Here is a 25,662-nt window from a genome sequence, read left to right on the forward strand (position 1 = left end):
AATTTAACATGAAATACATATTCATTTAATGTTATTATGGTGGATAAATATTGTGCGGTTAAGTTTTAATCAGGTTAAAAATTTAATTCTTTGTTCAAAGTCATAATATTGTAATTTTTCTTTTGGTTGACAAACTGTAAGAAATCTATTTGATTTAGGTTGTTTTCATGTATCGCTTTGTAAACTGGTTCGAAAGAGTGGTTGTATGGCCTGAATATTGCGACTTTTTGTGTACCAATATATTTAACTAACCCTTGTTGATATTTAGCTAGTTCAACCAATAGGTACCCGCCGAGTAATACATGCCCACCAATGGAAACATCAAGCTTGTTCTCGTGCCCGTTGTCCCAATTAATACCACCTATTTTTATCTTGTCTCTGATACCAAGCTCAATAGCGGCTTGATTCACACCAAAAGCAATTGCATCATTTGCACACCATATCAACTCAACGCCTCTATATCGTCTGAGTAAACCTCTAGCTAGTTCATGGGCTCGTTTTTTTGACCATTGAGCGTCAACTTTATCTACAACTTTGACATTTGATATACGGTTGGTAAAACTCAGTAATCCTTGTTCCCTTTCTAATGCTGCGGTCGTCACAACATCGCCTAAGAATGCCAGCATAGAAAATGACGCTCTTTCTTGGGCGTCTTGTTGAACACTATACACAAGTTCACGTGCAAGCTCTTTTCCCGCCTGATAGTTATCTGGAAGTATGGCTGCTTTAATCCCAAAGCCTTTAGCATTGAGTCTGTTTATTTCAAGTTGATCAGGACTGTTTAAAAGAAAAAGGATATTTGGGTGGGATTTTACCGAATTCAGCAGTACCTCTGTTATAGCTCGCTTTTCGTCGACTAAAATAAGGTAATCAGCATCCGATTCAAGTGCTTGCTTAGTAAGCTCTTTCATCAGTATATGGTTGCGTTCAGCGTACAACACCGTGAGTTCAATATTGGTATCTTGTGCAACCGCATGCATGACTTTTGATACATTTAACCAAAAATTTCCAGTCGGATTCATACCACCAGAGCCTGGATTGACGAATGTTACTTTTATGGGGCGGCTATCCGATTGTTGTGACGCGTCAGTGGGTGATGAGAAAAAGCTACTTATTAAAGCCATGAAAAGTAATAATATTTTTGAGGATAAGTAGGCTGTTTTCATTGTTCGAATTGTGTCTTGTTTACAACGTATATTTATATATACTAGCTCAAACTTACAGGGGGGTGTTATGAAGTTTGTTTTTGTTATTTGGATGCTTTTTAGTTTTTCTGCTTTTGCACAGCCGAGTGAGTTAAATCAGCTCATGAAAAAAATGGGCCTTGAATACAAGTTAGCTGTGAAGGCTCAATCTGCAGATGTTATGCGTAAGCATCTTGCACAGTTTATTTTATTAGTTGAGCACGCTAAAACACATCGCTTCCAACAAGATAAGAAACAAAAATCTATTGAAGGTCTAAATCTCACGATTGATGAGGCTAAAAAAGCCTTGGCATCTGCAGATAAGGGTCAACTCGAAGTCGCTCGTAAAGCGTTAAAAAATATTGACTCTTTAAGAACGCAGTACCATAAGCTTCATGAACCACCTAGTTTTTGGCAACTTTTTTTTGGCAATTGAAAGACCTAGTACTTCAGCTCACTTTCATATCTTGTAGCTTATGAAAGTGAGTCTTTTAAAAACTTTTTGTCAAATTGTGGTTTGTTACTACACTCATTATCGGAAACCTATCTAAGAACGATGTTAAGTATATTTATTAAGGGACACTGTATATGCCCCAAGGCGGCTCATTTGGGCTTTAGTAACCTTTTATAATGCAGTTATAGTTAAGAAGTCTCGATTCCAAGCCTAGGTAGGCTCTTGAAATATTAAATCAAAAGGGAAAAATGAATGAGACTTCTCCACCCTGTTAGTATTGCTGTCGCTATTGCGCTAGGCGGAGCAACGTACATAGCACTGCAGTCGCAGACATCGACACCATACGAACGTAAAGCTGAATTCCTTGAAAAGAAAGCGCAGTCTAAGTCGCAATCGCCCAAGCGTTATGACAAGCCTAAAGAAGCACAAGAGTTTTTTGTTCAGCAGAGGCTCCCTGTAGGGACATCATCATTACCTGTCGAAAAGTACTCACAAGCACTTAAGAAAATTAAGGAAATGACTGCTTTTTCAATTTCAGAGAATGCTGTTGTTGCGCAAATTACTCCCAAATTAAATGCACCAGACGGTAATAATCAGGAGCTAGGTCAGTGGCAAGAGCTTGGTCCCGGTAATATTGGTGGCCGAACGCGTACTCTAATTATCCACCCAACTGACCATGATATTATGTATACAGCAGGGGTAGCTGGTGGGGTGTGGAAAACGACAGATGCTGGTGCATCATGGACACCATTGAGTGATTTAGCTACAAACCTTGCGGTGACTACGTTAACTTTTGACCCTAACAATGCAAACACGATATACGCGGGGACAGGCGAGGGTCTGTTCAACTTTGATGCGTTACGTGGTGACGGTATTTTCAAATCTGAAGATGCCGGTGCTACTTGGACACAAATTTCTAGCACCTCAAGCAATACAGATTTTCATTACGTCAACAAAATTGTTTTTAGTCCAAATAATGCCAATACACTTTATGTGGCGACACGTTCAGGTGTGCTCAAATCTTCAGATGGCGGTGCGAGCTGGGAAACTAAGTTTGTACCACAAGGTTCTTCAGCAGGTTGTACAGACTTGAAACTAATATCTCAGTCCAACACAGATATTCTGCTTACTGCATGTGGCTCATTTAATACTGGTGGCGTACACAGAAGTGCCGATGCTGCAGAGAACTGGACGCAGGTGATTGCTGGGACAGATCAGGGCAGAACAACCATTGCTGTAGCACCGTCAGATAACAACATTATTTATGCTTTGGCTGCTAATCGCAACGACCATGGAATGGATGCTGTATATAAATCTACAGATATGGGGGTGAATTGGACAACCACAGTGACAAGGGCCACAGCTGACAGATTTACAAGTGTGCTACTCAGTAACCCTTATTTTGGACTATTGGACTTGTGTACAGGAGGAACTGCTCAATCATTTAATCAAGGGTGGTATGACAACATCATAGCTGTTGATCCAGTAAACCCTGATGTGGTTTGGACTGGGGGTATAGATACATTTCGTTCAGATGATGGTGGTCAGACGTTCGTACCTGCAAGTATTTGGTGGCTTAATCCAACAAACCCGCAATATGCCCATGCGGATCATCACGAGTTTGTTTTTCACCCAGATTATGATGGGGTAAATAATACAACTTTATATGTAGCCAACGATGGTGGTATACAAAGAACAGATAATGCCCTTGGGGGCCGTTTAACCATAGATGAGGTGTGCGGCAATACGAATGCAGATTCTAGCCAGCGTGTTAGTTGGTCGACACTAAATAATGGCTATGCCGTAACACAGTTTTATCATGGGACGGTGAAACCAAGTGGAACGAGCTACTTTGGCGGTACACAAGATAATGGGACGTTAGTAGGTGAAGATGGTGAATTTAATGGTTGGGTAGAGATACTTGGAGGTGACGGTGGGTGGACTGCGATAGACCCAACTAACCCCAACATTATGTTTGCAGAAACTACACGTTTGTCGCTGAGAAAATCGACTGATGGAGGGCAAAGCTTCTCAAGCGCGGTCAGTGGCATTTCTGGGGATAGCGGATTCCCGTTTATTACACGTTTTGAAATGGCACCGTCAAATCCTCAAGTGTTATGGATTGGGGGCAATCAGCTTTGGAGAACAACGGATCAGGCTGACAGCTGGTCAGCAGCATCGGGCTCACTTGACGGTTCAGTATATTCTATTGCGATAGCACCAAATACAGAAACTGCAGTAGCAGCAGGTACAGATAATGGTACTGTCTATGTTTCCTATCAGGCTGATCAAGCAACAGAGACCTCAACTTGGGTAAGTTCAACGCTTGCGCAAGGGGTAACAGTAAGTTCAATTGCATTTGATCCAGACAACAATCAAACAATTTACGCAACGGTGTCAAACTTTGGTGCGACCCATGTCTGGAAAACAACGGATGGTGGACAAACTTGGCAAGCAAGCGACAGTGGTCTACCAGATATACCAGCTATGACAATTGCGATTGACCCTGAAAATCCGCAGAAATTATTTGTAGGTACTGACTTAGGTGTGTTTGTTTCAGTTGATGGCGGACAAAATTGGATGGCTGATGGCTCTGGCCTCGCGAATACCAATATTGCAAAACTGGCGATTAAGGGAAGAGAGCTATTTGCGTTCACCCATGGTCGAAGTACTTATAAAGTGGCCATGAATGCGGACACAATGGATAGGAGTTTCACGACTGATGAAGACACAGAAGTGGCTGTTGGCTCTGCATTTGTTGACAATTTAAACAGTGCTTTTGATTCTATAGAAATAATTCAATTACCTAATAATGGCGCTTTAAAGCTTGGGGAGCAGGTAATCGAACAAGGTGCGCAGATAATGGCACAAGATTATGCAAATGTTGTTTATATGCCAAGTGAAGATTTTTCTGGCGAAGATTCATTTATCTTCGAGGACATGACCGCAAACAGTCAACCAGTGCCAGCAAATGATACATTACCTGAAGGGCAATACGCTGTCTCGATATCCGTTAATCCTGTGAATGATGCACCAGTAATAGAGCCTTTGGAAGATGTTGAGCTTTATATTGGTGAGTTAACAGAGTTAGATTTTAACGAAAAAGTTGAAGATGTAGAAAATGATGAACTAATGCTCCAGCTTGAACCTTCAGTGCCTGGCATGTCATTTATTGATGGCGTACTTGCTGGTAGACCTTTTACTGAGTTTGATAGTTTGATGACATTAACGGTCAGTGACGGCGAGCTGCAAACACAGCAGGAATTCAATATTAGTATTTCAGCGGCACCTGACAGGGGGCCAGTAATCGAAACTGGTCAGGTATTTGAAGTTATGGAGAATAATGAGTCAGGAGCGTCAATAGGTATTTTGATATTCAGTGATCCTGATCCGGATATTTCACCAGTAGAAAGTTTTATGATTCTTGATGAAGTACCGTTCACCATTGAACCTACAGGTGAGCTGTTTGTTACGACAGAATTAGACTATGAAATGCAAAGCGAATATAGCTTCTTTGTTCGCGCAATGGACTCGTTGGGGAACTATTCAGAGTACACAGAAGTGACAGTTGAAGTGCTGGATGAAGTGGGTGACGATGATGTCGAGCCTGTCATTAAAGAAGAGCAGCATTTTGAGGTGATGGAAAACTCACCAATTGATACTGTTATAGGCATGATTGAATTTGAAGATCCAGATGCTGATGAGTCGCCAGTTGACTCTTTTGTTATCCTAGGCGACGTGCCGTTTGAAATTACACCGAATGGAGAAATTAAAGTTACAGGTGAAATTGACTTTGAAGTAAGCCAATCATTTGTATTTGGTGTAAAAGCGGTTGATACAATGGGCAACGAGTCAGACTTCGTAGAGGTTAAGGTTGACGTAATTGATGATCCTGATGATGATCAGGTACCAGATAGATCACCAATGATACCTAGCAATCAAACTTTCGAAGCTCGAGAGAATACTGCATTTGGAACAGTTATTGGCCGTTTGGAGTTCTCAGATCCTGACTCGGACATCTCTCCTGTTGAATCGTTTATGGTGATAGGTAATGCACCTTTCACTATTGCCGGAAACGGCGATATTGTTGTTCAAGGTGAGTTGGATTATGAGTTCCAAAATGTCATCCGGTTTGGTGTCAGAGCACAAGACTCATTTGGCAATGTATCAGAGTACACAGAGATAACGGTTAACATTATTGATGTAAGAGGCGACGATGATGATGACCAAGATGGCGATTCAGGTTCATTAGGCTTGCTTGCATTGCTAAGTTTACCCTTGGCCTTGTTAAGAAGGCGCAGACGTTAATTAGAATTACTTAGAAAAGCGGCGAAAGTCGCTTTTTTTATTCTTTTATTTTGGTGGTGATATTGGAGAGTGCTATGAAAAGTATAGTTTTGAGCACTTTCGCAGCAAAGCGCTCATACAGCTATGAGGTAATTAGCGTTTCTTCTTCTTACCCTGAACAGCTTTAAATCTTGGATTTGTTTTACAAATCACGTAAACACGTCCGCGGCGCTTAACTACTTGACAACCAGGTCTGTTTTTTGCGCTTTTTAATGAACTTAAAACTTTCAACTTATGCTCCTTAATATGTTTTTACAACTTGACGCTTCAACGCGCTTGTTGAAGTTTACATCGCTGCACAGAGCAGCGATGTAAACTAAAAACCATTGCTTACTTAGTTGTAGCAGAAAGGTTTTTGAAACGGCGGTTGAACTTAGCAACACGGCCATCGCTTGCAACGATTTTCTGCTTACCTGTGTAGAACGGGTGAGATGCGCTTGAAACATCAATTGGCACGTATGGATACTCAACACCATCGATTTCAACAGTTCTATCTGATTTAAGTGTTGAACCAACGATGAAGTACTTGTCTACTGCCGTGTCATGAAATGCAACAGCTTGATAATCCGGGTGGATATTTGCTTTCATAATAAATTTTAACCTTACGAAATGTGATAACGTCACAAATGGTATTCTATTTGAGAATGGTTTTCAATTGCTTATCTGAAATTTTTTTTACACTTTTTGTCTATTGATTATACGAATAAGGCAATTGTTACTGGATCTTCAATATCAGACTGTTATAACTAGAACCTAGATTGAGAAAGAGGACTACACTGTGAGCGAAGAATCACAACAATTAGACAACAGTGTCATTGCGGAACTGCAAAATAGGGATCATTCGTCGCTAGCTCAGCAATTGGATGAGTTAACTTGCGAACACAGTGACATTATAGAGCTACTGGCACAATATCAGGTTTTGAGTGAGCAAGATGATGATGACAAATTTGACACATGGTACGACGGTTTGTGTGAAGACAAAATGAAAGTTTTAAAAGGGTTTGAGATTTATAGGGCGCATTATGAACAGCTAGAGACTGTGAACAAGCCTTAATTAAACCTCTTTTACACAAACAGTAAAAGCCATTTAGAGTAATCTAAGTGGCTTTTAGTTTTTTGGCTTCTAATCAGCAAACTGAAGTGCTGACAATATGCTGTATGTACTAACAAGTTGATAAATCATATTTTTGCATGACACTGTCTATATATTTATATCTGAGGGAATCTTGGCGTTCGTGCGCGGCGTTATGGCTTAAAGATCTATTGAGTAGCTTAAGTGCTTCATGTAACAAGGCACGTTGCTCCGTTGGCACAGCTGCACAGGTTCTATCTTCAGTTATTCTATCGACTAAAGCACGACCAAGGTCGATAAAAACGACTTCTTCCACGCTACCATTTTGACTGATCACACCGTATTTACTGCACAAAAATTGCTGCCACACTTGTTGAATATGTTCAATTAAGTCCTCACCAAACTTATCATCTTCACTTACGATGCCTTTATCGGCACAGGCTTTTAAAGTAGTAATGTATTTATTTTGAAATAGCTCATAAGCATGACTTGAGTGCTCGACCTCATGCCTAAGTAGCATATGGCCCCAATCTAGAGCGCCTCTAGGATAGTAGTCGGTCACCTCAACACATTCATACAAACCAAGGTATGAGCTACATTTAATGAGATTATCAATACTGTAGCTCGCGTTAGGAAAAATACTGTTCTCTTGCCATTGCTGTAATTGTTCTGGCTCAACTTTAATTAAACTACATAGTTCATTGGCATCATAAAAATTAGATTTTAAGTAGTTAGATAATCTCATAGTAATACTGGTTATTTATACAGTTGTTTTTAGTTTGTATGATTTTTAGCACATAAGCAAGAAATTTTATAATTCTGTATATTTGGCCTCGGCATACCGGAGCAATTGTGATAAAACATATCGTATATAAACAACTAGCTAGAAATTACATGCGAAGTATACAATCGATAAAAAAAGCCAGCTTAATTACGGCAATCAAAACCCCTTATCTTATGTCAGGCGAAATCGACTTACAGGCGTATGACGCACTTGTCGAAGCGCAAATTGCAGCCGGAGTAGACGGCATCATTGTCGGTGGTACAACAGGTGAAGGTCAGTTGATGAACTGGGAAGAGCATCTGATGTTGATAGCCCATAGCGTCAATAAATTCTCAGATAAGCTGGTGATTGTTGGTAATACTGGTAGTAACAATACCCGAGAGGCAATTAAAGCCACTGAGTATGGTTTTGCGTCTGGTATGGATGCAGCACTGCAAATTAATCCATACTATGGCCGCACATCAACTGCAGGGGTATTTGAACACTTAGAACGTGTTTTAGAAATTGGGCCTGCTTTTATATATAACGTCCCAGGAAGAACTGGACAAGATTTAACGCCTGATATTATTGAACTAATTGCCAAGCATAAGAATTTCATTGGCGTGAAAGAGTGTGCGGGTAATGAGCGCATTGCACATTATGAGTCACAGGGCATTGCTTGTTGGTCAGGCAACGATGATGAAGCACATGATGGTCGTCATAAATATCAATCTCACGGCGTTATTTCGGTTACCTCAAACTTGGTACCAAAATTATTTAGACAGCTGATGGACAAGCCTGATGAGGCACTAAATAGAGATTTACAGCCTTTGATGAGCTGGCTATTTTGTGAACCAAATCCAATTGCCATCAACACAGCGTTAATTATGACTGGCGCTGTTAACCCAGTATTTAGATTACCCTATGTACCGCTTACGCGTGAGCAGCAAATTGAAGGGCAGAGACTCATCAATGCATTAGAAGAGCAGTACATTGTTGGTGGAAAAGCTAATTTAGTGGATGAAACGCTTCTTAAGCTTTGTTAATGCAAAGAATTGACGTATAATCTGCGACCCTTCAGTATTGGTCGCAGGTTTGCCGTTATGAATTTTAAATCGTTTAGTTTTCCAGAGCCGTTATTAAAAGCCTTAGATGAAATTGGCTTCACAGAGCTCACTCCGATCCAACAGGCGGCCATCCCTGTGATCAGAAAGGGTCATGATGTGCTTGCAACTGCACAAACGGGCACGGGCAAAACCGCAGCCTTTGCATTGCCAGTTATCCATAATCTGTTAAAGGGGACTTCAACAAAATCACCTCGCGCTTTATTTCTTGCACCTACCAGAGAACTTGCTGAACAAATCGCAAATAACTGTGAGGCGTTTACAAAGCATACTTCACTGCGCACTGTTGCCGTATTCGGCGGCGTAAATGTCGACGGCCAAACTCAGCGATTAGCACAAGGGGCGGATATCGTAGCAGCCACTCCAGGCAGGTTACTTGATTTGGTGCGTTTAGGCAGTGTCGACCTAGCTAACATCGAGCATTTAGTGCTTGATGAAGCTGACCGTATGTTAGACATGGGCTTTATTGATGAAATGCAGCGTGTCATTTCACTGGCTAAAGAAGAAAAGCAATTGCTATTATTTTCAGCGACTTTTCCTTCAGCAGTAAAGCAGTTTGCTAAACAGGTATTAAAAGAGCCAAAACTTGTGCAAACAGCACCGGAAAATACGACTGCTGAAACCGTACGTCACGTGGTATACCCAGTTGAACAGCAGCGTAAAAAAGAACTTTTATCAGAGTTGATTGGCAAGAAAAACTGGCAACAAGTACTTGTCTTTGTCAACATGAAAGACGATGCTGATACTATCGTAAAAGAGCTGGAGCTGGATGGGATTGCAGCCACGGTTTGTCATGGTGACAAAAAGCAAGGCGCAAGACGCCGTGCTTTGAGAGAGTTTAAGGAAGGCAAAGTTCGCGTTTTAGTCGCAACTGAAGTAGCAGCAAGAGGGATTGATATTGAAGGGTTACCACGGGTTGTTAACTACGATCTACCATATCTTCCTGAGGACTATGTGCACCGTATTGGTCGTACTGGTAGGGCTGGCAACAGCGGTCAAGCAATTTCCTTTGTAAGTAGAGAAGAAGAGCAATTTTTACTTCACATTGAAACTTTGATCGGCCAAAAAATTAAGCGCTATTATTTACCCGGTTATGAAGTCGCAAGCCGTGAAAACTTGATCGATAATTTGAGCAAAAAGCCAAGTCATCAAAGACGTAAGGTACGTACTAACAGGCCAAGCAATCAAGCGAGTGGTGAAGCACGAGTTAAAAACCGCAATAAAATTAGCTCAGTAAGAAGTCGCTTAAAAGGCGTGAAATTAAAGTTAGATAAATAGACAAATTTATCACATGTAAAAGCGGGCTCATTAGCCCGTTTTTTAATGTGTAATTTAGAATTCAGAGCAAAGAGATAAATCTATACGGGCATGCGCCAAGATTGCATCTCAACCAAGCGGCTTTTCGTCCGTTCAAATTCAAAAGCTAATAACTCACCAGCATAAAGTGTTTGCAACGAAAATTTTGATTCAATCACAATCAACTTTTTTCGATCATAAAATTCATCTACCAGTGCAATAAAACGTCTAGCTTCGTCGTCCAAAGTACGTACTGACAGCATTGATTTTTCTCTTATATAATTATCTTCGATACCTTGAGTGACACAATGGCGGTTTGGTGAAGCGCCCATAGAAGGGACATTCCTAATGAAAATAACATCATAGTTTAGTGCCAATTGAATATAGTCTAGTGTCGCCCGTGGGGAAGAGCATAGAGACATAAACTCAATTAATAGGCCATTCTTACATTCTCCTAAAATAGCGATGGGGCGGTTTTGGATCTGTATATCTAAATCTTGGTAAGAACCTTCAAGTGCCTCAAACAGAGAAGAAAACGCACTGAGGTTATTTTCGAAGTAAAAGTCGGTGGGGGTGCCGTTGCTGAATCGATGATCAAGTTCACCGCTGACATTAACAAGACTGCAATGCGCCATGATTAAATCAATGGTCGGCTCAAATCGTGCTCTTTGCAATCCATTTTTATATAGTTCTGTTGGATGGCTGTTGGAGGTTGTTATAAACACTATACCTGCTTTAAAAAAGGCATCTAGTAATCCTGCGAGTATCATGGCATCGCCAATATCTTTGATAAAAAATTCGTCAAAGCAAAGTACTTTGGTATGATTGGCCCACTGTTTAGCAATCGCCTTTAAGGGATCTTTTTTTCCTTGGATTTGCCTTAATTGCTGGTGGATTAATTGCATAAAGTGGTGAAAGTGCAGCCGTTGCTTTTTCTTTACCAAAATAGTATCGAAAAACATGTCCATCAGCATAGATTTGCCTCGCCCGACAGGTCCATATAAATACACCCCCATTGACTGCTTTCCTGCTTCAACGTCAAGACACAGTTTGTCTAATATATTGATGGCATCTAATTGAGCCGGATCGAGTGATATATGATTGGTTGCTATTAATTGTTCATATTTATTTAAAAGGCGGTGCATAAAAAGTAGTAGTTGGGATTTTTAATAATGATACGGTTTACTTAGACAGAATAGAAGTAAGTTGATTTGAAAATCAGTAAAGTCCGATATTACTTTATTAAAATGGAAAAAAGCCGATTTCCGCAATAAATATATTATGTAAAATTGGCTTTTAATTAAATTTTAAAGATATGAGCGGAGAGTGAGAATGGTAGCCCTATTTATATGGGCTTAAATCTGTCTGCTCTGTATCACATACTTTTTTAATGACAGGATGCTTTGCCATCTCACGTAAGTATTTTGATAAATGTTCAAATTGTAGAGGAGGGGTATTTAGCTCATCCGCCCATATACACAGCATAAATAAATAGCAGTCGCATATCGTGAATTGTTCATTAACCACATAGCTTTTTCCCGCCAAATGCCTATTTACGATAGTAAACATTTCGGTTAGGCGAGTTTGCTGGGTTTTAATAATGTCGTCATACATCAATGCGCTTTGCGTGTGTCGCTCAGGGTAAAAGTAAATCATCAACTCTGATTGGATTGTGGTTGTGAAATACATTAGCCATTGATAAAAAACACCTTTTTGAACTGGATCAGCGGGTATCAGCTGGCTTTCAGGGTGCTTTTCTGCGAGGTATAAACAAATTGCTCCGCTTTCAAATAGCACAAAATCATCATCAACCAGTGTAGGGATCCTACCTGTGGGGTTGAGCCTTAGATATTGTGCTGATTTTTGTGCATGCTTTTTACGGTCAACGAGTTCTAGTTGATATGGTACTTTTAGTGCTTCTAATACAAAGTGTGGTGCGAGACTGGCATTACGAGGGTAATAAAACAAAGTGTACATAACTGGCCTTATCATCAAGTTTTTATTGGTGAGAAAGCTCCTTTTAAGATTATTCCTTTAGGACTTTAGGACAGCATTGGAATAATAACAAATACAATGACGTATTTTTATTCAAAAATTTAAATTGCCCAAAGTGAGTTAACAAGATTAACCTTGAGTTTCTCTGCCGTTAATGATTTTACCTTAAATAGGAATGTTGTGTATAAATTTAGTGAGAGGGGATAAAAATAATGAAAAATATAATTAAGGGACTTTTTGAGGGAATTTTGAAGATAAAAAGAGCATTTTTGCAGATGCAAAAATGCTCTTTTTATTAATTAAGGGGTGTAATATATCGGTGAGTTTGGTCCTACTGGTAGGCCAAAACCGAATACCCAAATATAGAATAGTGCAACCCAGCCAACAAAGAAGAACATACTGTAAGGCAACATAGTAGCGACCAATGTACCGATACCCATGTCTTTTTTATATTTTGTAGCAACGGCTAAGATAAGGCCGAAGTAACTCATCATAGGTGTGATCAGGTTAGTGACTGAATCACCGATACGATATGCAGCTTGAATAGTTTCTGGTGCATAGCCTACAAGCATCAACATTGGCACAAAGATAGGTGCTGTTACAGCCCACTGCGCTGAAGATGAACCTAAACATAAGTTAACCATTGCACACATCATGATGAATAAAATAAATACTTCTGGACCTGTTAGGTTCAGTGCTTGAAGTAATGCTGCACCGTTGATCGCTAGGATAGTACCAAGGTTTGTCCATTTAAAGAATGCCACAAATTGTGCTGCGAAGAAGACAAGAACGATATACATGCCCATAGAGCTCATACTCTTACTCATGGCATCAATCACATCTCTGTCTGTTTTCATCGTGCCTACAACACGGCCATATACAAAACCCGGGATAGCGAAAGTAACAAATATAAGAACAACAATCCCTTTCAAGAATGGAGAGCCTGCTACGGCGCCTGTCTCAGGATGACGCAAAATGCCATCTTCAGGTACGATGGTAAGTGCTAAAATGCTACATACGATTAGTAGAGACACACCTGCCCATTTTAAACCGCTTTTTTCTTTATCTGTTAAATGCTCAATGTTGTTTTCAGATAGGTCAACGCTTGCATCATCTGGATTGTATTTACCAAGGCGTGGCTCAACGATTTTTTCTGTAACCAAAGTACCGACGATGGCAATTAAGAATACTGAAATCATCATGAAGTACCAGTTCGCTTCTGGCCCTACATGGTAAGTTGGATCTATCATTTGAGCCGCAGGGGTTGTAATACCTGCTAGTAATGGGTCGATAGTACCTAGTAATAGGTTTGCACTATAACCACCGGATACACCTGCAAAAGCCGCGGCAAGGCCAGCCAGTGGGTGTCTACCTAAGCTATGGAATATCATCGCAGCTAGTGGGATAAGTACGACATAACCGAGTTCTGATGCTGTGTTTGATAAAATTGCTGCAAAAACCACCATAAAGGTTACTAGACGTTTAGAAGCGCCCATAACCATGCCACGCATAGCAGCTGATAGCATGCCAGAGTGTTCAGCCACACTCACGCCAAGTAATGCAACTAATACAGTACCAAGTGGGGCGAATCCAGTGAAATTAGTGACAAGGCCAGTCATAATTTTCTGTAAGCCTTCTGCACTCATTAAGCTTACAACTTCAATGACACCGTCAGCATCACGTCCTATAGCTCCCTCTGGGCGAGGGTCAATTGCACTCAAGCCCATCCAGTCGGCGATGCCACTGAAGACCACAATCGCAACACATAACATTGCAAAAAGGGTGATTGGGTGTGGGAGCATGTTCCCTAAAAACTCAACGGTTGCCAAAAAGCGATTGAATAAGCCGCTTTGTTGTTCTGGCGATTGAGAGTTTTTATTCGCTTTCGTCTCTACTGCATTCGACATAGCAAGTTTTCTCGGTTCCAAAAAATGCGGCATACCTTATCACTTTTTCATTCATCGGTCATTTATAAAAGTTAACTCGAGGTGAAAATGAGATAAAATTACAAGTATCGGTGATAAAGAGCAGCTTGTACTTTCAATGTAAGTAAGTACTTGGTTTTAGATGAGTAAATATTAACCTATTCACGTTGTTGGTTTTAGTTGTTAATTATTTATTCTCTCGATGGTGAGTTTATTCCTTTGAATAACAAAGGGTATTGTCTCAGTTTTCCGCCGATATGATCATCAGCCATAATTTGACTGCAAATGCGCTCTATATCGTTATCCGCCGCAAGTACCCACTCCAGGTGTTCTATGGTGCGTTTGAGTCCTTTTTTAAGATATGCTTGTGACTGATAGTGTTGGCAGTTTGCCTTTATAATTTCGATTGCTTCTGGGTTTTGTCTCAGAGTTGAGACGACTTGTTCCATGTAAGTGTGTGATGACCTCGAGCTTGCTCTGCTTCTACTTCTGGTTCTGTTTCTAGTCATCCAGCATACTCGCTATGTAGTTAACCTTTTTCATGAAATCAGCTTTTTGCGATTCTTTGTCATAATTGAATTGATATGTGTTGTGAAAACCGAAGCGTAAGAAAACACCGCTGCCTTTCAAATAAATTGTGTAACCATCAGGGTCTGAGAATGCCGTTATCCCTTCGAATTGCTTTCCTTCTTCATACTCTTGACCTTGTTGCCTTATATGTTCATATACCTTCAAAATGAGGTTACTGTTGAGCTCGTTTTTCATATCTCAATACAAGTTGCTTATTTATATTTATTTTTACTGGCTGCACTAACTAACGGATCAGTTTTGACACGGACTTGAACTGCGGATGTTTTGCATCCTTTAGGATGTCAAATAGCAAGCTCTCTAGACTTACTATCACAGCGCCATCATGTCTTAATTGCTCAATTGCCCACGTTTTATGTTGAGAGTTTCTAGAGCTGATTGCATCAGCCACGACTATAACTGGCTGCTGCAATCTTAATAAATCTCTTACCGTTTGATACACACAAACATGGGCCTCAATGCCAACAACAATTTTAGTGACAACCGGGTCTAAGCTGATTGCCTCTTTTGCCAAAGTATCATTAAGAGCACTAAAAGTGGTCTTTTCATGACACTCGATTTGAAATTGAGTAAGCGCAGGGTCTGTATACCCAAGCCCTTTTGGGTATTGCTCAAATATTAGCGCTGGTATTGACAAGAGCTCAGCTGCAGTTAAAAGTTTTGCCGTTGTATTCACAACTTCGGAATATAGCTGAATGTGTGGCTGAAAACGTGTTTGTATGTCAACGACAAGAATTTGATATTCTGAATTGTGGCGCATAGATTAATCCTTTAGCTATCGTGAGATATCACTTAAACTGGCTGTTGTAGTATTATCATTATGGATTTTAGCTAGTTATGCAATTGGAGTTTTTGGGGACTTCGTCCGGAAGCCCGTCAACTTTTCGTAATGTATCAGCAACGGCCGTTAGGTTTGAAAAGTCAAAAGAGTGGGTGTTGGTTGATTGTGGTGAGGGCACTCAACATCAAATACTAAAATCGACATTAACCTTGTATCAGCTGAGCTTGATTTGTATTAGCCATGTCCATGGCGATCATTGTTACGGTTTACCCGGTTTATTGGCTTCTATGGCGATGTCCGGTAGAAGGGAGCCGGTCTATTTAGTCGCCCCCAAAAAAGTGATTGAGTTTTTGCATGCCACTTTTTCACTGACTGACTTAACGTTGCCTTTTGATCTTAAAACAAGTGCAATCGAAGACCTTAACAGCACCTCTTTGAGCCTTGGATTTTGTCGCCTAGAGGTTATTAAATTAAAACACCGAGTACCTAGTTTCGGTTTTAAAGTCACTGAGACGAAAATCCCTAAAAAACTAAAGATTAATTTGTTAAAAAAAGATGGAATTGAGACAGGGCCTCACTACAATCAGTTGCAAAAAGGAATAGATGCTGAGTATCAGGGGCAAAAGCTTGAGTCCAAAAAATATGCTTTTTCTAGCTGGCTACCACGCAAAGTGCTTGTTTGCGGTGATAACGAAAGACCGAGCCTCTTAAAAGAAGTTATTGGCGATGTCGACGCGCTGGTGCATGAGGCAACATTTACTCATAAAGATTTGAAAAAAGTTGGTCACCATACTGGGCACAGTGATGCTAAACGTATTGCACAGTTTGCTAACAAAACCAATCTACCTCTATTGATCTTAACGCACTTTAGTGTCCGTTATCATGGCCCAGGGCTGTTGGATAATTTACAAAAAGAAGCTCTCGCACATTTTTGTGGAGAGCTTATTCTGGCCAATGATGGGCTTGTTGTCGATATTCCTAAAAAGCTACTTTCTGAGTGCCTTGAATAATTCCCAGTCTTCATTTACTTGCTGGGCGTATTGATTCGCCTTCTCTATAAGTGTTGTAAACAGTGGTGGCAGTGCGGTTATGCAATGTTCTTGATAGTTCATTGAACGCCGGTCGCCTCTCATATGCGCATAAGCGAGTACTTGTGCGCAGCTTTGTGCATATTGCTCGAAACCATTTTTTTGTGCTGCACGTTTGCCAAGGGTAATATGCTCTGGATCAATACCGACTCGTGCATGATGGCGGGAACGAACTAGCCAATGTAAACCCTGCCACAGTGCATCATCAATTATTAGGTCTGGTCTGCGCTGCATCTGCCGTTGGCAGTTGACTGTTAAATGGGCATGATTGAGGCGGTTTACTGGACTTAAATCTTTAAAGTAGTTTAATGGCGCTGCTAAAGCTTGCTGTTTAATTTCTACGATGTGATAAAGCTCAGGTTCCTTTTGTTCTTTGGGCCCGACCAATAGATAGTAACGCTTCAAATGGTTGCTGCCAGTGCCTGCATCTAACCGTTCCACACAGTCTATTATGTCGTCATCGACATAAGGCCTGAACTGCTCAATGAGGTTGGTTTTAATATCGCTATGAATGGATTCGAACTTTAGTGGATCTGATTTAAACTTAAGGGGGTACGCTGTGAGTTCTACATCTTTTGCTAGTGTACTTTTTACATTGAATGCAGATCCTCCTACGAGTCTTTGCAAGCCTTTTTGCCAACGTTTGTGAAGTATGTGGTCTTTATCAAAATGTGTTAGTGCACTTTGGCTGTTATTTTCTCCGCGGATGGAAGCTTGGCAGGTTTCAACATAGTGCTGTAAGAAAGCCATTTGCGCTTGAGGTATCTGCTCAGTAAGGACAACTGGTTTTTGCTTTATGTTCATAGAGTCGCTTGATTCTCTATAAGCAACACCACTTTGCTGTGCTAAATTGAGACTTACAAGAAAGCGGAATATGTCCCAAATTGCATGGCCTATGCAAGCATCATCAAAGTCATTAGGTGTAAAAACTAAGGTTTCACCGTGCGAGCCTTCTTCACTCAAAAACCCGAAGTTACTTGTATGACAATCTCCCATAATCGTGGTAACAGGGATTTCATAGACTGACGAAGGCAAATCAATTATGCCATCAAATATATCACTGTACATCAGTGGTGCGGTACCACGGAAAAAATGAAACGCGCTACCTGCCATTTTTTCATGTTTGTTTAACTCTAAAGATGGCACCATACCGTCATGGCGTTCGAAGTAAGATGTCAGTAGGTATTCACGATTCATTTTACGTCCCCTTGTGCTTTATTCCGAGTTGTTGCTCTGCAAGCGCTACAATATTTGCGTCTATTGGAGGTGGTTCAATCTGCATACCTTTGCTCAATGCATTAGTAAGCGCTTTAAGTACTTCCACACGAGCAAACCATTTATGATCGCCAACAATGACCGACCATGGTGCAGCAGAGGTATGTGTTTTTGCAAACATATCATCGATAGCGGCTTCATACTCAGTGCGTTTGTTTCTATTTCTGATATCTTCTTCGGTTAATTTCCAACGTTTGTAAGGGTTATTTAACCGTTCAGAGAATCGTTTTAGTTGCTCGTCACTACTTATATGTAAAAACAGTTTTATGACTTTAATGTTATCGTCGAGCAAAAGCTGCTCAAATTCATTGATTTCACGATAAGCGCGTTGCCATTGTGCATCTGACGCATAACCTTCAATTCGTTCTACTAGCACTCTTCCGTAGTAGGAACGGTCAAATATAGTCAGAGTGCCTTGTTTAGGAAGTTTATTGAAGAATCGATATAAATAATGCCTGCCTTGCTCATCTTCTCTGGGCGCGGCAATCGGGTATACTTGGTAGCCACGAGGATCGAGTTTTTCAGTAACGCGGCGTATTGCGCCGCCTTTTCCTGCAGCATCCCAGCCTTCAAAAACGATAACAGCTCTTTGCCCTTGATGGTAATAGGCCTGTTGAACATGAAGTAACTCTTTTTGCCAATATTTAAGTGCCTGTTTATACGATTTTTTATTATCAATAGCTGGATATTCATTGATGTGTTTTAAAGAGGGAAATTGTGTTTTTTGTTCATTATCTATATCAATTTGGCTCACATTGATATCCTTTGTTTATATTGTTTTGGCGTTATGTTCATCACTTTTTTAAATTGCCGCGTGAAGTGAGATTGATCAGCATATTCAAGTTCATAGGCAATATCAGTCAAAGAGCGTGTCGGTTTTTGTTTGAGCAAGCTTCTCGCTTTCGATACTTCAACAAGAGTTGCATACTCTTTAGCCGTCATGCCTAACGCTTGATCAAAGGCTCTCTCTGCTCGTCGGCTATTAATATGTAGGGTGTCATAAATATCAGCCAGCTTTATTGATCTCGGTGATAGTTGTATTTCTTTGGTAATGGTTTCTAAAATGCTGGGAAGTGGTTGATTTAACTTTTTGAATTGCTGTTCAAGCCAATGAGAAATATGTTCAATTTTATCTGAAATAGAGGCGTCTTCATTGCGAACTTTATCAAGTAAGGTCCGATCAAGTGGGATTGCGTCTAATAATTCGATACATAAATTTTTAGATTCTTTGAGCGGCATAGCCGTGAAATTTTTGGCGCCCAAAGGCGTGAGCCTAACACCTATGAGATTTTGCACGTCTTTTTCAAAGTGCCATATGGTTGTTTTGGTCTGTGGGCCGATGAAGTAGGCATTTTGATTCAAGCTTGTAGTGCCCATTTTTGATTTACCTGATATAACAAATAAAATCGAAATACAGCCGTCACTGTGTAATGCTTGAGGCAATAAGCTTTGAGAACTTGCATACCAATAATTGATAACATAGTGGGTAAGCGTTGGTGGTGGGGACAAAACAGTATACATGGTGACCTCACTCCTTGTGGGTACTCAAAAATATGCTTGAGCGACTTTAAATTGCCTCATTTAATCTACCGCTTAACTTATTTAAGCGCAATAAAAAAGCAGCCATTGGCTGCTTTGGATGTTTAAGTTAGTTTACTTCAATTCATATCAACACAAGGTGTTTATCTAGCGTTGGTACTTTCGAAGATTTTATCTGCAGAAGCCGCTACGAAACCCGTGTACAATTCACCATCAGGTTTGTTGTAACGAAGGGCGAACTCGTAGAAGCAACTTGGGATTTCGAACTTGCCGTCAGAGAATTCAACAGGGTGATGGTCGGCAAGTGTAGATGATTGCTCAAGCAGTACTTCAGGTGAACCTTTGATTTCACCACCTGATGTATTTAGAGAGAAACCAGCATCTTTAAGTGCTTGGTTTACAGCTTCTATGGTCTCAAAATTTGCTAGGTAATTAATGTTTACCGTGAAGTGATTTGCACGGTAACCCCAAGCTGACATCCAAGCCGCATATTCGCTTTCTGCAAGTAGCTTTTTATAAGTTTCATGGCTCACTTGCCAATGTGTACCAGAGTACAAGAAGTTTTCTGCAGTAACGGCACTTTCATCGATGCTATCAATCATTTGGCCAACAATTGCTTGAAGCTCTTCTGAGCACTTTTCTAAAAGTAGTTCTGAGATGAATACTTTTGGCTTGCTTGGATCGCTATGCTCATAGTGTTTAGCGTACAATTTTTTAGCTTCAAAGTGATATTCACCACACTCTTTGTAACCAACGGCTTTGAAATGCTCGGCCAGTTTTTCTAGACCAATTTTTTCATGGTTGAAAGTACGTAGTGCGATATGATCGTTGATGACATCATCTTTTTGAGTTGAACCTAATAGCTCGTGTACTCTTACAGCAGATGGAGTCACTTCTAAATAGTTACCCCAAAGGTTCTCAAATAAGTTATCTACATTGTTGTGCATAATGACAATTCCTTAAAATAACGGCTTGGCCGCGTTGTAAATGTGACGACAAAGCACGACGTATTTAATTGTTATAAAACGAATCCACTGACTTTATTACCTTGCTGTAACTGTAAAGCTTCTGCGGTTTTTGAGGTGGTCGTGAATGTTTCAGTTTGTTCATTCCATACTACCGAAGTAGTAAATGTGGCTCTAAAGTGTTCTAGTTGACCATTTGAAAGCGCCCAGGTTGTTTCGCTAGATGGGAGTTCTTCGACTATATCCAATGTACCGTATTGAGTTTCACGCACAGTTCGAATATTTTCCAATCTAGCTTCGACAGTCGGCCCTGCATCAAATAAATCAACGTATCCCCTGTGTTCAAAGCCTTCCTTTTGCAGCAAGCGAAGTGCTGGCTTTGTTTTTTCATGCACATGGCCAATTACTGCTTGAGCCTCTGGGCTTAACAAGTTGGCGTAGATTGGATATTTTGGCATTAACTCAGAGATAAAGACTTTGTCACCTAAACCCACTAGGTGATCTGCCTTGGGGAACTCAATGCTAAAAAAATGTTCTTGTAACCACTGCCAAAAGGGGCTGTGGCCGTTTTCATCACTGACGCCACGCATTTCGGCAATGACTCTATTGCTAAAGCGTTCAGAATGCTCTGCCATAAATAAAAAACGAATACGTGACAAGAATCGACCCGCCAACCCACGTCTAAATTGCTCACGCAAGAATAACGTGCAGATCTCTGAACTACCTGTGTAGTCATTACATATCGACAGAATTTCAACGGTGTTGTAAACATTTAAGGTGCTAGAATGATGAACGGTTTTGCCTTGATGATAATGATACAGTGGTACCTGCATCCCAACTGCTGCCTCAATAGCTGTAGTACCACTAATTTCACCTGTTTCTAAATCTTCGAGAACAAATAAATATCCCTCATCGATTGGTGAATTTAATGATTTACTGAAGCTTTCTTGAGAGCGTTGTATCTTACTTGTCAACAGCTTGTCGTCGACAGGCAAAGATGTGAAGCCATGCCCTGACTCTACCGCGATGTTTTTTAAAGCAGCAAAATCTTCGCTACTAATAGGTCTAAGTACTTGCATAAAAATATCATTTAGGGCGACAAGTCGCCCTTGAAAGTTAAGCGTTTACAACATCCGCGACAGCCAGCTCAAAGCGTGCTAATCCAGCTTTAATTTCTTCTTCTGTAATAACAAGAGAAGGTGTGAAACGAACTACATTAGTCCCAGCGACCAAAGTCATTAAGCCATGCTGTGCACTTGCGACTAGGAAATCTCTCGCCTTACCTTCGTAATCGCCTTTTAGTACGCAACCTAACAATAGGCCTTTACCACGCACTTCGCTAAATACATTGTACTTTTCGTTAATTTCATTTAGGCCATCACGGAACATTTGCTCGCGCTCTTTTACACCATTTAATACTTCAGGAGTATTAACCGTATCAAAAGCAGCTTCAGCTACGGCACAAGCAAGTGGGTTACCACCGTAAGTAGAACCGTGAGTACCGATTTTTAAATGTTTGGCAATATCAGTTGTGGTGATCATTGCACCAATTGGGAAGCCGCCACCTAACGCTTTTGCTGTTGTTAAAATGTCAGGAGTAACTTTCAAACCTTGGTATGCGTACAAATCACCTGTACGGCCAACACCTGTTTGTACTTCATCAAAAATAAGCAGTGCATTGTGCTTGTTACATAATTCCCTTACACCTTGCACAAACTCAATATCTGGAGAGATGATGCCGCCTTCACCTTGAAGAGGCTCCATCATGACTGCACATGTTTTGTCAGAGATTACTTTTGAAAATGATTCTAAGTCATTGTAATCAATGTGAATGATATCTTGTGGTTTAGGACCAAAACCATCAGAGTATGCAGCTTGGCCACCGACTGTTACAGTGAAGAAGGTACGGCCGTGGAAACCTTTGTTAAATGCAATGATCTGCGTTTTTTCTTCATTGTAGTTATCTAAAGCAAATCTACGTGCTAGTTTCAAAGCTGCTTCATTTGCTTCAGCGCCTGAGTTTGCAAAATAGACTTTGCTTGCAAATGTCGCGTCAGTCAGCTTTTTAGCTAGACGAAGTGCGGGCTCATTGGTCATTACATTTGATAAATGCCAAATTTTTTCACCTTGCTCTTTCAACGCGTTGACCAAAGCAGGATGGCTGTGGCCTAGGCAGTTTACTGCGATACCGCCAGCAAAGTCGATGTACTCATCGCCGTTTTGGTCCCAAACTCGTGCACCTTTGCCTTTTACAGGTATAACAGCAGATGGATTGTAGTTAGGTACCATTACCTCATCGAATAATTTGCGATTCACTTGCATGACGTCGTCCTCATATAACTTCAACTTCTGGGCACGGATATATGTGCCTATTCTTATTCTGACATTATTGCGTGATGCGATGAAAATTTGCAGTGTAATTTTGTACAAATTGAGTAGAATGTTCGTCAAAATGACATAGGTATTGTTCAAAATGATTAGCAAACAAGATGAAAGATTGATTTCTGTACTGCGCAGTAACGCGAGGGCGAGTATTTCTGAGCTAGCAAGACTATTGGATATGTCCCGAACAACGGTGCAATCGAGATTGCAAAAGTTGGAACAAAGCGGTGTTATTCAAGGTTATAAGATTGATTTTGGTCAAGATTATTTGGGTAACCTTGTGTCTGCCCATGTTTCAATTAAGGTCAAGCAAAAGCTCACGGCAAAAACAAATATTGCCCTTAAACAGCTCTCACATATTTCTGCTTTATACGCGATAAGTGGGGAATATGACATGATTGCCATTGTAGAAGCGCAAAGCTTAGAGCAATTAAGTCAATTATTGGATGAGATTGGTAATTTAGACGGAGTCGAAAGAACCAATTCAGCTGTCATATTGGAAACTAAATTTCAACGTTAGTTTGCCTTGGGTAACCACACACTTGTTCCGGTAGTGGCGATGTGGTTCACATTGCCTTTAAGCACTTTATCGCCGACATTGCGAGAGGTTTCCGGACGGCTCACCAGATAGCCTTGGACACAACAAATACCCATGTCCTTGACTAATTCGAACTGATCAAGTTGCTCTACACCCTCAGCAACGATTTTAAGGCCTAACTGTGCACCAAGCTCGCTGATAGAGTTTAAAATTTTAAAATATTTTGGGTTGTCTTTCGCTTGTGAAATAAACAGCTTATCTATTTTAATTACATCGATTGGCAGATCAGCCAGTGTGCTCAATGAGCTAAAACCCGTGCCAAAATCATCAATCGCAATAGTAACACCGGCACTGCGGCAACGCTCAAGCTGAGCAATAATTTCATCACTGGCTGTTATCAGCGTTGACTCGGTGATTTCAATCATTAAGGAAGCTGCAGGCAGTCCCGATTTATTAAGCGCTTCTAAAACCCAGTCGTAAATAGGTCTATGTTTAAGCTGAATACCAGATACATTTACTGAGATTTTTACTTTTTTCATCCCCGCGTTGTGCCAAGCAGACATTTGTCGGCATGATTCTAGTAATATCCAGTCGCCAAGCTCTAAAATTAAATTTGATTCTTCGGCAATTGGAATAAACTCAGACGGAGGTATTAGCCCCTCAATAGGGTGGTGCCAGCGGGTGAGGGCTTCAAAGTAATCTATTGAACAATCTTCAACATGGACAATTGGCTGAAAAGAGAGTTGAAAATTTTGAGAGGCAATTGCAAGTCTCAATTCTTCTAACAAATAGTGGTAGCGTCTTATTTTATTCCCCATTTCTGGTGAATAGACTCTAAATATACCGCGTCCATCCGTTTTAGCACGATACATTGCAACATCTGACATTTGCAACAGCGCATTAGGCGTAGAGGCACTATCAGGGAATACAGCAATCCCGATACTGGCGCTTATTTTCACTAGTTTGTTACCAAGCACAAAGTCTCGTTCAATTTCGCTAAGGATAGTTTGTGCTATCTCAGTACAGAAACTGGTGTCATTAAGATTGGGCACAAATATCGAGAACTCGTCTCCACCAAGCCGAGAAAGGTTTTGGTCTAGCCCATGTACGGGATGTGCATCATTGAGCTTAAACTGCCTGACCACTTGCTCCAATCGTCCTGAAACCTGAATAAGTATTTCATCACCGAAACTGTGCCCAAAGGAATCGTTAACCTGTTTAAAGCCGTCTAAATCAATGAATAACAATCCGCATTTGGATTTGCTTTTATCTGCAATGGTCAGCTGCTCGCTAATATGTTCTATGTACGCATGACGATCTATAAGTTTGGTCAATTTATCTTGATAAACGTGACTATCTGACTGTATTTTTATGCGTTGAAGATTATCGCTTAGTGATTGAACTGCATAACAAATTTGTGCAACAGGACCGCCAGAGTGAAGCTCTTTATGTTTAATTTCAAGTCCATCGAGCAAGGCATTGAGGTCTTTATTTATGGCATTGAGTGCTTCTAACTGTGCTTTGTCTCTTTTGTTACTTTTGAACTGAGAAATAAAAAACAGCACGGCGATTAAGCAAAGCATTAATAAGGTAGGGGATGACCATACGAGCTTAAACACTCTTGAGGTCGGTGCTATGGCATATTGGGACTGCTGATTTGCGATGATAACAAAAGTTTGATTGTCCTTACTAACGAATTGTTGGTCGTAGTAGACAAACTGATACCAAGGAGCCGATCTTTCAACTTGTTCAACATCACTGATTTGAGTTTGCAACGAAAGTAACCCGGATTGCGCATTCAGGACATGTTTAGCAAAAGTTAGATTTGCAGCAATACCAATTACTACAAGGCTAACAACAGCATAAGCTAAATTTTTAAAAACATTCTGCATGATATAGACAATCCAAAATTAACCGAAAACCGGATCCTTCATGTTCCTGTAGTATACATCAATTTGACTTCAGGGATGACAACCTTTTACACGCTTTTGTTTACAAGTGCAATTATCAAAATTATTTCAATTTAATTTAGGGACAATAACTTAGACTTCACTGCGCAAGATCAATTATCAATATAATTCACTTTACACGATAATCATTCTTATCTACTTTTTTAAGTCATTGGCCTAATAATTGCTCAACATGATTGGGCATTAATAACCAAAGGGCTTTCTGTCCAAAAATGTACTTTTCTGGTGCAAAAGTAAGTTGTATTGCACTGTTGTGAGGCGTACAAGTTTTTATTTATGTACTAAACTATTCTCACAAAATATGTTCGCGTAATCATACATTATACGACATAGTTTTGTGGCAAGGAACACCAACCAAGTTAGGTTTTTGGAGCCA

24 protein-coding genes are annotated in these 25,662 nt (G+C 40.4%); 7 read left to right on the forward strand and 17 right to left on the reverse strand.

Annotation, left to right across the window (positions count from 1 at the left end):
• Nucleotides 1-74 precede the first annotated feature (74 nt).
• Complete coding sequence (locus QNM16_RS11590) at nucleotides 75-1,124, reverse strand: ABC transporter substrate-binding protein (RefSeq protein WP_284020634.1); 1,050 nt, start codon at nucleotides 1,122-1,124, stop codon at nucleotides 75-77.
• 109 nt (nucleotides 1,125-1,233) lie between these two features.
• On the opposite strand from QNM16_RS11590, the gene QNM16_RS11595 reads away from it, so the two are divergent.
• Nucleotides 1,234-1,620 carry a cytochrome b562 gene (locus QNM16_RS11595; RefSeq protein ID WP_284020635.1) on the forward strand — a complete coding sequence of 129 codons (387 nt, stop codon included), beginning with the start codon at nucleotides 1,234-1,236 and terminating at the stop codon, nucleotides 1,618-1,620.
• Between the two features lie 270 nt (nucleotides 1,621-1,890).
• The gene (locus QNM16_RS11600) at nucleotides 1,891-5,946 is read left to right on the forward strand and encodes a rhombosortase-dependent cadherin domain-containing protein (protein WP_284020636.1); all 4,056 of its coding nucleotides are present in this window, start codon (nucleotides 1,891-1,893) and stop codon (nucleotides 5,944-5,946) included.
• Between the two features lie 132 nt (nucleotides 5,947-6,078).
• On the opposite strand, the gene ykgO is transcribed toward QNM16_RS11600, so the two are convergent.
• Together ykgO and QNM16_RS11610 are read right to left on the reverse strand one after the other, a co-directional pair.
• Nucleotides 6,079-6,216: a type B 50S ribosomal protein L36 gene (gene ykgO / locus QNM16_RS11605; RefSeq protein ID WP_080672543.1), complete on the reverse strand. Its 138-nt coding sequence runs from the start codon at nucleotides 6,214-6,216 to the stop codon at nucleotides 6,079-6,081.
• 99 nt (nucleotides 6,217-6,315) lie between these two features.
• Entirely contained in the window at nucleotides 6,316-6,573 is a 258-nt protein-coding gene (locus QNM16_RS11610) for a type B 50S ribosomal protein L31 (RefSeq protein WP_063363675.1), read from the reverse strand.
• 190 nt (nucleotides 6,574-6,763) lie between these two features.
• Here QNM16_RS11610 and QNM16_RS11615 point away from each other — a divergent pair, with 190 nt between their 5' ends.
• Nucleotides 6,764-7,039 carry a hypothetical protein gene (locus QNM16_RS11615; RefSeq protein ID WP_284020637.1) on the forward strand — a complete coding sequence of 92 codons (276 nt, stop codon included), beginning with the start codon at nucleotides 6,764-6,766 and terminating at the stop codon, nucleotides 7,037-7,039.
• Between the two features lie 109 nt (nucleotides 7,040-7,148).
• Here the strand turns inward: QNM16_RS11615 and QNM16_RS11620 are convergent, their stop codons facing one another.
• On the reverse strand, nucleotides 7,149-7,802 hold the full coding sequence (locus tag QNM16_RS11620) for a DUF6058 family natural product biosynthesis protein (RefSeq protein ID WP_284020638.1): 654 nt from the start codon (nucleotides 7,800-7,802) through the stop codon (nucleotides 7,149-7,151).
• Between the two features lie 149 nt (nucleotides 7,803-7,951).
• Between QNM16_RS11620 and dapA the strand changes: the two genes are divergently transcribed.
• Together dapA and QNM16_RS11630 are read left to right on the forward strand one after the other, a co-directional pair.
• Complete coding sequence (dapA, locus tag QNM16_RS11625; RefSeq protein WP_284020639.1) at nucleotides 7,952-8,866, forward strand: 4-hydroxy-tetrahydrodipicolinate synthase; 915 nt, start codon at nucleotides 7,952-7,954, stop codon at nucleotides 8,864-8,866.
• 57 nt (nucleotides 8,867-8,923) lie between these two features.
• A complete protein-coding gene (locus QNM16_RS11630; RefSeq protein ID WP_237136590.1) occupies nucleotides 8,924-10,222 on the forward strand; it encodes a DEAD/DEAH box helicase in 1,299 nt (432 codons plus the stop codon).
• Between the two features lie 80 nt (nucleotides 10,223-10,302).
• Here QNM16_RS11630 and zapE read toward each other — a convergent pair whose 3' ends face one another.
• The 6 genes from zapE to QNM16_RS11660 all read right to left on the reverse strand — a co-directional run bounded on the left by zapE (nucleotide 10,303) and on the right by QNM16_RS11660 (nucleotide 15,508).
• On the reverse strand, nucleotides 10,303-11,385 hold the full coding sequence (gene zapE, locus QNM16_RS11635) for a cell division protein ZapE (RefSeq protein ID WP_284020640.1): 1,083 nt from the start codon (nucleotides 11,383-11,385) through the stop codon (nucleotides 10,303-10,305).
• Nucleotides 11,386-11,581: 196 nt separating this feature from the next.
• Nucleotides 11,582-12,217: a glutathione S-transferase family protein gene (locus QNM16_RS11640; protein WP_284020641.1), complete on the reverse strand. Its 636-nt coding sequence runs from the start codon at nucleotides 12,215-12,217 to the stop codon at nucleotides 11,582-11,584.
• A gap of 317 nt (nucleotides 12,218-12,534) precedes the next feature.
• On the reverse strand, nucleotides 12,535-14,142 hold the full coding sequence (locus tag QNM16_RS11645) for an AbgT family transporter (protein ID WP_284021222.1): 1,608 nt from the start codon (nucleotides 14,140-14,142) through the stop codon (nucleotides 12,535-12,537).
• A gap of 209 nt (nucleotides 14,143-14,351) precedes the next feature.
• A complete protein-coding gene (locus QNM16_RS11650; RefSeq protein ID WP_284020642.1) occupies nucleotides 14,352-14,609 on the reverse strand; it encodes a hypothetical protein in 258 nt (85 codons plus the stop codon).
• Between the two features lie 52 nt (nucleotides 14,610-14,661).
• Nucleotides 14,662-14,925 carry a DUF3081 family protein gene (locus tag QNM16_RS11655; protein ID WP_284020643.1) on the reverse strand — a complete coding sequence of 88 codons (264 nt, stop codon included), beginning with the start codon at nucleotides 14,923-14,925 and terminating at the stop codon, nucleotides 14,662-14,664.
• Nucleotides 14,926-14,974: 49 nt separating this feature from the next.
• Nucleotides 14,975-15,508: an isochorismatase family protein gene (locus QNM16_RS11660; protein ID WP_284020644.1), complete on the reverse strand. Its 534-nt coding sequence runs from the start codon at nucleotides 15,506-15,508 to the stop codon at nucleotides 14,975-14,977.
• Nucleotides 15,509-15,585: 77 nt separating this feature from the next.
• Between QNM16_RS11660 and QNM16_RS11665 the strand changes: the two genes are divergently transcribed.
• Nucleotides 15,586-16,539: a ribonuclease Z gene (locus QNM16_RS11665; protein ID WP_284020645.1), complete on the forward strand. Its 954-nt coding sequence runs from the start codon at nucleotides 15,586-15,588 to the stop codon at nucleotides 16,537-16,539.
• Here QNM16_RS11665 and QNM16_RS11670 read toward each other — a convergent pair.
• From QNM16_RS11670 to QNM16_RS11695, 6 genes are all read right to left on the reverse strand, one after another.
• On the reverse strand, nucleotides 16,516-17,814 hold the full coding sequence (locus QNM16_RS11670; protein WP_284020646.1) for a DUF2252 family protein: 1,299 nt from the start codon (nucleotides 17,812-17,814) through the stop codon (nucleotides 16,516-16,518). The genes QNM16_RS11665 and QNM16_RS11670 overlap by 24 nt on opposite strands.
• 1 nt (nucleotide 17,815) lies before the next feature.
• On the reverse strand, nucleotides 17,816-18,646 hold the full coding sequence (locus tag QNM16_RS11675) for a polyphosphate kinase 2 family protein (protein WP_284020647.1): 831 nt from the start codon (nucleotides 18,644-18,646) through the stop codon (nucleotides 17,816-17,818).
• Nucleotides 18,643-19,413 (reverse strand): helix-turn-helix domain-containing protein, encoded by a 771-nt coding sequence (locus QNM16_RS11680; RefSeq protein WP_284020648.1) that lies wholly within the window; start codon nucleotides 19,411-19,413, stop codon nucleotides 18,643-18,645. The genes QNM16_RS11675 and QNM16_RS11680 overlap by 4 nt, the downstream gene beginning before the upstream one ends.
• A 161-nt stretch (nucleotides 19,414-19,574) precedes the next feature.
• Complete coding sequence (locus QNM16_RS11685) at nucleotides 19,575-20,378, reverse strand: DUF1338 domain-containing protein (RefSeq protein WP_284020649.1); 804 nt, start codon at nucleotides 20,376-20,378, stop codon at nucleotides 19,575-19,577.
• Between the two features lie 71 nt (nucleotides 20,379-20,449).
• Nucleotides 20,450-21,475 carry an arginine N-succinyltransferase gene (gene astA / locus QNM16_RS11690; RefSeq protein WP_284020650.1) on the reverse strand — a complete coding sequence of 342 codons (1,026 nt, stop codon included), beginning with the start codon at nucleotides 21,473-21,475 and terminating at the stop codon, nucleotides 20,450-20,452.
• A gap of 37 nt (nucleotides 21,476-21,512) precedes the next feature.
• A complete protein-coding gene (locus QNM16_RS11695) occupies nucleotides 21,513-22,718 on the reverse strand; it encodes an aspartate aminotransferase family protein (protein WP_284020651.1) in 1,206 nt (401 codons plus the stop codon).
• A gap of 151 nt (nucleotides 22,719-22,869) precedes the next feature.
• Between QNM16_RS11695 and QNM16_RS11700 the strand changes: the two genes are divergently transcribed.
• Nucleotides 22,870-23,298 (forward strand): Lrp/AsnC family transcriptional regulator, encoded by a 429-nt coding sequence (locus QNM16_RS11700; protein WP_046358116.1) that lies wholly within the window; start codon nucleotides 22,870-22,872, stop codon nucleotides 23,296-23,298.
• Here the strand turns inward: QNM16_RS11700 and QNM16_RS11705 are convergent.
• Nucleotides 23,295-25,208, reverse strand: a complete 1,914-nt coding sequence (locus QNM16_RS11705) for a putative bifunctional diguanylate cyclase/phosphodiesterase (RefSeq protein WP_284020652.1) — start codon at nucleotides 25,206-25,208, stop codon at nucleotides 23,295-23,297. The two genes, QNM16_RS11700 and QNM16_RS11705, sit on opposite strands and share 4 nt — an antisense overlap.
• Nucleotides 25,209-25,662: the final 454 nt, after the last annotated feature.

The sequence above is a fragment of the Pseudoalteromonas umbrosa genome, assembly GCF_030125375.1.
Classification (GTDB): domain Bacteria; phylum Pseudomonadota; class Gammaproteobacteria; order Enterobacterales; family Alteromonadaceae; genus Pseudoalteromonas; species Pseudoalteromonas umbrosa.